This is a genomic window from Streptomyces sp. NPDC059456 (genome assembly GCF_042750055.1).
In the GTDB taxonomy this organism is placed as follows: domain Bacteria; phylum Actinomycetota; class Actinomycetes; order Streptomycetales; family Streptomycetaceae; genus Streptomyces.
Window position 1 is genome coordinate 1 of sequence record NZ_JBHYVA010000319.1, and the last position, 9,191, is coordinate 9,191.

The 9,191-nt window shown below is 71.0% G+C and carries 8 protein-coding genes; 4 read left to right on the top strand and 4 right to left on the bottom strand.

All coding sequences use genetic code 11. The annotated features are described in order from the left end of the window. Together ACFXA3_RS24930 and ACFXA3_RS24935 are read right to left on the bottom strand one after the other, a co-directional pair. The coding region (locus tag ACFXA3_RS24930; protein WP_385190320.1) for a nucleobase:cation symporter-2 family protein at positions 1 to 1,505 on the bottom strand (1,505 nt) is incomplete at its 3' end. A 622-nt stretch (positions 1,506 to 2,127) separates the two neighbouring features. Further along, positions 2,128 to 2,823, bottom strand: coding sequence for a TerB family tellurite resistance protein (locus ACFXA3_RS24935; protein ID WP_385190322.1), 696 nt, complete (start codon positions 2,821 to 2,823; stop codon positions 2,128 to 2,130). A gap of 203 nt (positions 2,824 to 3,026) precedes the next feature. Between ACFXA3_RS24935 and ACFXA3_RS24940 the strand changes: the two genes are divergently transcribed. Continuing rightward, complete coding sequence (locus tag ACFXA3_RS24940) at positions 3,027 to 3,785, top strand: SDR family NAD(P)-dependent oxidoreductase (RefSeq protein WP_385190324.1); 759 nt, start codon at positions 3,027 to 3,029, stop codon at positions 3,783 to 3,785. Here ACFXA3_RS24940 and leuA read toward each other — a convergent pair. Further along, positions 3,770 to 5,551 (bottom strand): 2-isopropylmalate synthase, encoded by a 1,782-nt coding sequence (gene leuA / locus ACFXA3_RS24945; RefSeq protein WP_385190326.1) that lies wholly within the window; start codon positions 5,549 to 5,551, stop codon positions 3,770 to 3,772. The two genes, ACFXA3_RS24940 and leuA, sit on opposite strands and share 16 nt — an antisense overlap. Before the next feature lie 364 nt (positions 5,552 to 5,915). On the opposite strand from leuA, the gene ACFXA3_RS24950 reads away from it, so the two are divergent. From ACFXA3_RS24950 to ACFXA3_RS24960, 3 genes are all read left to right on the top strand, one after another. After that, complete coding sequence (locus tag ACFXA3_RS24950) at positions 5,916 to 6,980, top strand: M4 family metallopeptidase (RefSeq protein WP_385190329.1); 1,065 nt, start codon at positions 5,916 to 5,918, stop codon at positions 6,978 to 6,980. A 28-nt stretch (positions 6,981 to 7,008) separates the two neighbouring features. Beyond that, complete coding sequence (locus ACFXA3_RS24955) at positions 7,009 to 7,278, top strand: protealysin inhibitor emfourin (RefSeq protein WP_385190332.1); 270 nt, start codon at positions 7,009 to 7,011, stop codon at positions 7,276 to 7,278. A 163-nt stretch (positions 7,279 to 7,441) separates the two neighbouring features. Then, the gene (locus ACFXA3_RS24960) at positions 7,442 to 8,152 is read left to right on the top strand and encodes an SAM-dependent methyltransferase (RefSeq protein ID WP_385190335.1); all 711 of its coding nucleotides are present in this window, start codon (positions 7,442 to 7,444) and stop codon (positions 8,150 to 8,152) included. Positions 8,153 to 8,174: 22 nt separating this feature from the next. On the opposite strand, the gene era is transcribed toward ACFXA3_RS24960, so the two are convergent. Further along, a complete protein-coding gene (era, locus tag ACFXA3_RS24965) occupies positions 8,175 to 9,125 on the bottom strand; it encodes a GTPase Era (RefSeq protein WP_037635384.1) in 951 nt (316 codons plus the stop codon). Positions 9,126 to 9,191: the final 66 nt, after the last annotated feature.

Here is a 9,191-nt window from a genome sequence, read left to right on the forward strand (position 1 = left end):
GCCACCGTCTCGGCCTCGGCGGGAACCGTCGCCCCGGCCGGGGTCCCGGCGTCCGGCGCGGGCGGGGCCACGGCCTCCGGCCGGGCTTGCGGCTCGGCCGGGGCCGTCGCCTGGGCGGGCACCGCGGCCGGGGCGGCGCCGTGCGCATCGTCCTTGGCCAGGCCGTTGAAGATGAGGTTGAGCAGGATCGCGGCCGAGGCGCCGAGCGTCACACCGCTGTTGAGCAGCGAGGACAGGTCCGCGTTCATGTGGTCCTTGAAGAAGACCGGGACGGTGGCCGGGAGCAGCGCGAAGGCCAGGGAGACGCCCACGACCAGCGCGTTCTTCTCCTCCTTGAGGTCGACCTTGGCGAGGGTCTGGATACCGGCCAGGGCCACCATCGCGAACATCACCGTCGCCGCCCCGCCGAGGACTCCGTGCGGGACCGCGGCGACGATCGCGGCGGCCTTGGGGATCAGCCCGAGCACGATCATGAAGACGCCGGCGGCGACCACGACGAAGCGGCTCTTGACCTTGGTCATGCGGACCAGGCCGACGTTCTCGGCGAAGGCCACGTACGGGAAGGAGTTGAGGATGCCGCCGAGGGCGGTCGCGGCCCCGTCGGCGCGCAGGGCGCGGGCCACGGTCTCGCTGTCGATGTCCTTGCCGACGATGTCGCCGACGGCGTACGTGTCACCGGTCGTCTCGACCATGGTGATCAGCATGACGATGAGCATCAGCAGGATCGGGAACCAGGCGAACTTCGGTGCTCCGTAGTGGAACGGGGTGGTGATGCCGATCCAGTCCGAGTCGGCCACGTCGCCGAACTTGGCGTCGCCGAGCAGGAAGGCGACGGCGGTGCCGCCGACCAGGCCGAGCAGGATGGAGATGCTGGACAGGAAGGGCTTGCCGAGCTTCATCAGGACGAGGATGAAGAGCATCGTGCCGCCGGCGTAGGCGAAGTTCTTCGGGTCGCCGAAGTCGGGGCTGCCGACGCCGCCCGCGGCGTCGTTGAGGCCGACGGGGATCAGCACGATGCCGAGGACCGTGATCACCGTGCCGGTGACGACCGGCGGGAAGAGCCGCATGACCGCCCGGAAGGCCTTGGGGGGCAGCCAGGCGAAGGCGAAGGTGGCGATGCCGGCCGTGATGACCGCGCCGTAGATGACCAGCAGGCCCGCGGTCCCGCCGCCCGCGCCGAGGCCGATGGCGATCATCGGGGAGACCGCGGTGAAGGTGACGCCCTGGATCAGGGGCAGGCGCGCACCGATCCGGCCGATGCCCCACGCCTGGATGATCGAGGCGATGCCGCAGGTGAACAGGTCGGCGTTGATCAGGTAGACCAGCTGCTCGGTGGTCAGGCCGAGGGCACCGCCCACGATGATCGGAACGATCACCGCACCGGCGTAGAACGCGAGTACGTGCTGGAAGCCGTACAGCGCGAGCTTGGGGAGGGGGAGCACCTCGTCGACCGGGTGCGTGCTCTGCTCTCCGTTGTCGGAAAGCCGGGCGGCGACACGTGCCATCTCTGCCTTGCCCTTCAAGAGGTAGGTAAACGAGAGGAATCTGGTTATCCCTGGGCGGAGTGGGTCGTGAGCCCGTTGGTCCGCCAGGGTTGTCAGTGCGTTCACGTGAATCGAAGCCCCGCTGTGTTACTGGCGGCGTCTCGTCGTGTGACCGGAATTGAACGCCTGTGGGAGGGCTCACAGATATCGTGGACTTCCACAAAGTGTTGACGCCTGGAGATGCCCGATCTGTAGGTTTCTCCAGTGGCGGACACCCCCGCAAGGGCGTATGGCCGACTCGGCGCGGAACAACCTCCGTGGGCTGCGCAGGAGCGAATCCGAGCCCGCTGACCTGCCCTTACGGGCTTTGCGGCGCACGGCAGCGCAGAAGCCGAGGCTTTTCCTCCGGATGTCCGACGGGTGGCTCGACCGGGGCCGGATGGCATGGCTCCGCGTCACGCACCGCGTACGCGGGGGCGCGGATTCGGTCGCACGAGGCCGGATCGTTACCTCGGCCGGGAGCCCTTCGGCCGGGTCTACGCGCGGAGCTCGACGGGCGGCGGACCCGGCCCTGTCGGCAGTCGGCGGCGGCCACCGGATCAGGCGGCCGCCGCGGACGTCGCCGGGAGCCCGCCGGACGGTGCTACGGCGCGCGGACGGCCGACAGCAGGCGGGTCACCTCGTCCGAGGCGATCCGCAGGGCGGCGCCCACCGTGGCGAGCACCTCGCGCTCGGCCGGGGTGTACGGGCCGTCCGCGAGGGCGATCCGCGCGCCCTGCAGCAGGATCGATTCGCGGCCGGGCCCGGCCAGGTGCGGGGCCAGCGGCTCCAGGGCCTCGTGGAGCTCTATGGCCAGCGCGGCGCCGCAGCACTCGGGCCCGTCGTACAGCCCGATCCGGCCCTCGTCGGTGGCCAGCGCCTCCACCAGGGACTCCAGCTGCTCCTCCGTGCAGTCCTGGAAGCCCGCCGCCCGTACGGCCGACACGGCGGCCTCCAGCGCGCCGCGGGAGGCCGTCCCGCCCGCCGCGAGCACGGCCAGCGTCACGGTGTGCACGGCGTCGCGCAGCATCGCCGAGAAGCGGGTGGTCGTCAGGTGGTCGAGGACCTCGGTCTCGAAGCGCTCCCGGCAGCCCTGGCACTCGATGACGGGTCCGGCCTGTCCGCGCGGCAGCAGGGGGACGCCGAGGACCGTGAACCGGCGGCGCCCGGTGCGCCGGCGGTAGTTGCGGTCGCCACCGCAGTCGGGGCAGAAGAACTCCCCGTCGCCCACGGTGTTCCAGGTGGTGCGGATGCCCCAGACCGTCAGCTTCCGGCCGTCCCCACCCCGAACTGGCAGCACGTCGCACCTCCGTAACTCCCCCGTGGCCCTGCGGGCACGGGCGGGAACCCCAGGCAGCATCGCCGGGTTGGCGTGATGTTAGCCACATCGGTGAGGATGCGTCAGTCGTGTGACAAGACAACATGTCCCGCCGCCCGCACTTGGCCGGTCTGCGTCCCCGCCCCCGCGCGCGCGGACGCCGCATTGTGCCTACGCTCCCCCGCGTGAACGAGAAATCCTGTCTGGTCACGGGCGCGGCGAGCGGCATCGGCCGCGCCACCGCCCGCCTGCTGGCCCGCTCCGGCGCCTTCGTGACGGCGGCCGACATCAATGGCCCCGGCGTGGAGGAACTGCGTACGGAACTGGCCGCCGAGGGGTTCGCCATCACCGTCGTGGCCGGTGACGTCGCCGATCCGGATGCCAACCGCGCGATGGTCGGAGCCGCGCTCGGGGCGTACGGACGGCTCGACGTCGCCGTGGCGAACGCCGGAGTGATCCCTCTTTCGGATGTACGGGAGACCGGCCCGGCCGAGTGGGACCGGGTGATGTCGGTCGACGGCCGGGGAATGTTCCTGACCTGCAAGTACGCGATCGAGGCGATGCTGGCGCAGCCGGACCCGGGCGGGGCGCTGGTCTGCGTGTCCTCGGTCTCGGGGGTGGCGGGTCAGGCCCGGCAGGCGGCGTACGGGCCGGCGAAGTTCGTGGCGTCGGGGCTGACGAAGCACCTGGCGGTGGAGTGGGCGGCGCACGGCATCCGGGTCAACGCGGTGGCCCCCGGGACCATCCGTACGGAGCGGGTGCTGGCGCTGAAGGACGAGCCGGGCGGCCCGGAGTACCTGGCGGAGGTCTCCGCGGCCCATCCGATGGGCCGGCTCGGCGAGCCGGAGGAGGTGGCCCGGGTCATCGCCTTCCTGGCCTCGGACGCGGCCTCGTTCGTGACGGGCGTGGTGCTGCCGGTGGACGGCGGCTACCTGGCCCGCTGAACGGAGCGGCCCGCGCGGTTGACGGCGGAGATGACCGCCTTCAGGGAGGCGCGGGTGGTGTTGGCGTCGATGCCGATGCCCCACAGGACGCGGCCGTCGATCGCGCACTCGATGTACGAGGCGGCCACGGCGGAGGCGCCCTCGCTCATGGTGTGCTCGGTGTAGTCCAGCAGGCGGGCGTCGACGCCGATGCCGGCCAGTGCGTCGAAGAAGGCCGAGATCGGACCGTTGCCGGTGCCGTTCAGGACCGTCTCCACGCCGTCCACGACCGCCTCGACGGTCAGCGTGTCCGTGCCGTCCTTGTCGGTCGCCGTCGAGCCGGACCGCAGCTGGATGCGCCCCCACGGGTTCTCGGGGTTGGGCAGGTACTCGTCGGAGAAGACGTCCCAGATCGCCTTCGGCGTGACCTCGCCGCCCTCGGAGTCGGTCTTGGCCTGGATGATCCGCGAGAACTCGATCTGCATCCGGCGCGGCAGGTCCAGCTTGTGGTCGTTCTTCAGGACGTACGCGATGCCGCCCTTGCCGGACTGCGAGTTGACCCGGATGACCGCCTCGTAGGAGCGGCCGACGTCCTTCGGGTCGATGGGCAGGTACGGAACGGCCCACTCGATGTCGTCGACGGTCCTGCCGGCGGCGGCCGCGTCGGCCTCCATGGCGTCGAAGCCCTTCTTGATGGCGTCCTGGTGGGAGCCGGAGAAGGCGGTGTAGACCAGGTCGCCCGCGTAGGGGTGGCGCGGGTGGACCTCCATCTGGTTGCAGTACTCGCTGGTGCGACGGATCTCGTCGATCTGCGAGAAGTCGATCTGCGGGTCGATGCCCTGGGAGAACAGGTTCATGCCCAGCGTGATCAGGTCGACGTTGCCGGTGCGCTCGCCCTGCCCGAACAGGCAGCCCTCGATGCGGTCGGCGCCGGCCATCAGGGCCAGTTCGGCGGCGGCGACGGCGGTGCCGCGGTCGTTGTGCGGGTGGACGGAGATGCAGATGTGCTCGCGGCGGGTCAGGTTGCGGGCCATCCACTCGAAGCGGTCCGCGTGCGTGGACGGCGTCGAACGCTCGACGGTGGCGGGCAGGTTCAGGATGATCTCGCGGCCCTCGGCCGGCTGCCAGACGTCACAGACGGCCTCGCAGACCTCCAGGGCGAAGTCCAGTTCGGTGTCGGTGAAGATCTCCGGGCTGTACTGGTAGCCGAAGGTGGTCTCCGGGCCCAGCAGCTTCTCGGCGTACTCCATGACCAGGCGGGTGCCGTCGACGGCGATCTGCTTGATCTGCTCCTTGGAGCCGCGGAAGACGACCCGGCGGAAGGTGGGGGCGGTCGCGTTGTACAGGTGCACGGTGGCGCGCTTGGCGCCGACCAGCGACTCGACGGTCCGCTCGATCAGGTCCTCGCGGGCCTGGGTCAGTACGGAGATCGTGACGTCGTCCGGGATCGCGCCCTCTTCGATGATGGAGCGCACGAACGCGAAGTCGGTCTCGCCGGAGGAGGGGAAGCCGACCTCGATCTCCTTGTAGCCCATGCGCACCAGCAGGTCGAACATCTCGCGCTTGCGGGCGGGGGTCATCGGGTCGATCAGCGACTGGTTGCCGTCGCGCAGGTCGGTGGAGAGCCAGCGGGGAGCCCGGGTGACGCGGGCGTCCGGCCAGGTGCGGTCGGCGATGTCCACCTGCTCGTACCGGCCGTACTTGTGGATCGGCATTCCGGAGGACTTCTGGGTGTGGGTCGCGTTGGTGATGGGCGTGGGGCGACCGACAAAAGGCTGCTGGCTCATGGCGTTGGGCTCCTCGCGTGTCCGCGTGTAGTTCGCTGGGACGGCCGACGGCGGTAGTGAAAACCGCAACACCAAACTCCGCGGGGAGGGGGTCGGCCTACGACTACAGACCCTCGCCGCGGCAGCTAAGGAGAAGCAGCCCGAAACGCATGATGGGCCGAGCCTAGCCGAGCCGCGCCGTAGCGCGAGGACCTGTTTCAGTATGCGGGACCGACGTGTCCGATTTGTACCTAATGTGAGCTGTAACTCTTTCTTCGCTACAGGTCGGGCCGATCCGTCAACGCGGCGTGACGGGTTTCAGACAACCGAATGAATCATGGTTGCAGGTAGTGACACCGCCATGACCCACTGCCACATTGCCGGGATGGATGCCTCCCACGTTCACCGCCACCCCGTCTTCTGCACGGTGGTCCCGCCCCACCTGCTCGACAAGATCGCCCGGTCCGACGACGCCCGGCGCGCCGACGCCGCCCAGCGCACCCTCGAACAGGACGCCTTCCTGCGCACCCGGCGCCGGGTCACCACCGTCCGCGGGATCGCCGCCGCCCCGCAGGCGCCCGTCTCCGACGAACCGCAGCGGACCGTCTACGACGCCCAGCACCGCACCCGGCTCCCCGGGAAGAAGGTGCGCGGGGAGGGCGGCGAGGCGAGCGGGGACGCCACCGTCAACCGCGCGTACGCGGGGCTCGGTGCCACGTACGAGCTGTTCCTCAAGGGCTTCGGCCGGCACTCGATCGACGACTCCGGGCTGGCCCTCGACGCCAGCGTGCACTACGGCCAGGAGTACAACAACGCCTTCTGGGACGGGCAGCAGATGGTGTTCGGCGACGGGGACGGGGACCTGTTCCTCGATTTCACCGTGTCGGTGGACGTCATCGGGCACGAACTCACCCACGGGGTCACCCAGTACACGGCCAACCTCGACTACCACGGGCAGTCGGGCGCGCTGAACGAGTCGATGTCCGACGTCTTCGGCTCGCTGATCAAGCAGTACTCCCTGGACCAGACGGCCGCGGACGCGGACTGGCTGATCGGCGCCGGACTGCTCGGCCCGAACGTCAGCGGGGTCGCGCTGCGCTCGATGAAGGCGCCGGGCACCGCGTACGACGACGACGAGCTCGGCAAGGACCCGCAGCCGGCGACGATGGACGGCTACGTCAGGACCTCGCAGGACAACGGCGGGGTGCACATCAACTCCGGCATCCCGAACCACGCGTTCTACCTCGTGGCCACCGAACTCGGCGGCAAGGCCTGGGAACGGGCCGGGCGGATCTGGTACGCGACGCTGACGGGCGGCGAGCTGGCCTCGGACGCGGACTTCCAGGACTTCGCCCGGCTGTCGGTGGCCGCCGCGGTCACCCTGTACGGGGACGGCGGCGCCGAACACCAGGCCCTCCAGAAGGCGTGGTCGGCGGTCGGCCTGGGGTAGCCGGCCCATCCGGGGTAGAAAGGCGGTCATGCGGATTCTGGTGGTGCGGACGGGCGGTTTCGCGGGCATCGAGCGCCGGGCCGAGGTCGACACCTCGGGGCGGCCCGACGAGGACGAGTGGCGCGCCCTGGCGCAGCTGGCGCTGCGGCCCGTCCCGCCCGCCCCCGGATCGGACCGGGTGCGGGACGGGTTCTCGTACCGGATCACGGTCGACGGCCGGACGGTCGCCTGCCAGGAGCCGAACCTGTCGGATGCGCAGCGGACGCTGATCTCCAGGGTGCTGAAGGAAGGCGCCTGAGCGGAACGCCGCTGCCCTGCGGCCGGGTGGCCGAAACCGGCCCCCGACCGCAGGCTGCGGCGGGGCCGCGGGGCGGTTTGCCGGAACGGCAACGATGTTTGCCCGGGTGACGGCCACCGGCGGAGCATCGAGGGGACAGGCACCCGCAGGGAAGAGGTCCCCCATGTCGCAGCACCCGCAGCACCCCGCGCCCGAGTCCGAGTCCGCGCCCGAGACCGCGCCCGAGTCCGCGCCGGAGTCCGCATCACCGTCCGAGTTCGTCGGCGAGGAGTTCTGGGACTCCCGCTACCGCGGGAGCGACCGGATCTGGAGCGGCGACGCCAACGCCGTGCTGGTCCGGGAGGCCGCGGACCTCGCGCCCGGCCGCGCCCTCGACCTCGGCTGCGGTGAGGGGGCCGACGCCGTCTGGCTGGCCCGCCGGGGCTGGCGGGTCACCGGGACCGACATCTCGGGGGTGGCCCTGGAACGGGCCGCCGGGCACGCCGCCGACGCGGGCGTCGCCGACCGGACCGACTGGCAGCGGCACGACCTCGCCGAGTCCCTCCCCGCCGGGGAGTTCGACCTGGTCTCCGCGTGCTTCCTGCACTCGTTCGGGGACTTCCCCCGCGAGCGGATCCTGCGCGCCGCGGCCTCGGCGGTGGCCCCCGGCGGGATCCTGCTGATCGCCGGGCACGCCGCCTGGCCGTCCTGGCAGCAGGACACCCGCCCCGAGGTCCACTTCCCGACCCCTGACGAGGTGCTCGCGCAGCTGGAGCTGCCCGAGGGGGCGTGGGAGGTCCTGCTGGCCGAGGAGCACGAACGGGTCCAGACCCGGCCCGACGGCCGGCCCGGGACCCGTAGGGACAACGCGGTGAAGGTCCGCCGGCTGCCCTAGCGGGCGCGCCGGCGGGACCGGGTCAGAAGCCGAGCTTGCGCAGCTGCTTGGGGTCGCGCTGCCAGTCCTTGGCGACCTTGACGTGCAGGTCGAGGAAGACCGGGGTGCCGAGCAGCGCCTCGATGTGCTTGCGCGACTTCATCCCGACCTCCTTCAGGCGGGAGCCCTTCGGGCCGATGATGATGCCCTTCTGGCTGGGCCGCTCGATGTAGACGTTCGCGTGGATGTCCAGCAGCGGGCGGTCCGCCGGGCGGTTCTCCCGCGGGATCATCTCCTCGACCACGACGGCGATGGAGTGCGGGAGCTCGTCCCGTACGCCTTCCAGCGCGGCTTCGCGGATCAGTTCCGCGACCATCACCATCTCGGGCTCGTCGGTGAGGTCGCCCTCGGGGTACAGCGGCGGGCTCTCCGGCAGCAGCGGCGCGATCAGGTCGGCCAGCAGCTGCACCTGGGTGTCGCCGACCGCCGAGACGGGGACGATCTCGGCCCACTCGATGCCGAGCTCCGCGCCGAGCTGGTGGATCGCGAGGAGCTGTTCGGCCAGGGCCTTGGAGTCGACGAGGTCGGTCTTCGTCACGATGGCGATCTTGGGGGTCTTCTTGATCCCCGCGAGCTCCTTCGCGATGAACTTGTCGCCGGGGCCGAGCTTCTGGTCGGCCGGCAGGCAGAAGCCGATGACGTCGACCTCGGCCCACGTGGTCCGCACGACGTCGTTCAGCCGCTCGCCGAGCAGCGTGCGCGGCTTGTGCAGACCGGGCGTGTCGACCAGGACGAGCTGGGCGTCGGGGCGGTGCACGATGCCGCGGACGGTGTGGCGGGTGGTCTGCGGCCGGTTGGAGGTGATCGCGACCTTGGTGCCCACGAGTGCGTTGGTCAGGGTCGACTTCCCCGCGTTGGGGCGGCCGACGAAGCAGGCGAAGCCCGCACGGTGCGGGCTGGTGGACTCGGGGGAACGATCGCTCATACGGGCCATTCTCCCCGATGCGGCCCCCAGCGCCGACCAGGCCGTGGCCGCCGTCGGGGGCGCCGTCGGGGGTGG

What these genes read in the sequence shown, in the direction of transcription:
- leuA (WP_385190326.1), bottom strand. Translation starts at nt 5,551, where the DNA reads ATGAGCCAGCAGCCTTTTGTCGGTCGCCCCACGCCCATCACCAACGCG.
- ACFXA3_RS24950 (WP_385190329.1), top strand. Translation starts at nt 5,916, where the DNA reads ATGGATGCCTCCCACGTTCACCGCCACCCCGTCTTCTGCACGGTGGTC.
- ACFXA3_RS24955 (WP_385190332.1), top strand. Translation starts at nt 7,009, where the DNA reads ATGCGGATTCTGGTGGTGCGGACGGGCGGTTTCGCGGGCATCGAGCGC.
- ACFXA3_RS24960 (WP_385190335.1), top strand. Translation starts at nt 7,442, where the DNA reads ATGTCGCAGCACCCGCAGCACCCCGCGCCCGAGTCCGAGTCCGCGCCC.
- era (WP_037635384.1), bottom strand. Translation starts at nt 9,125, where the DNA reads ATGGCCCGTATGAGCGATCGTTCCCCCGAGTCCACCAGCCCGCACCGT.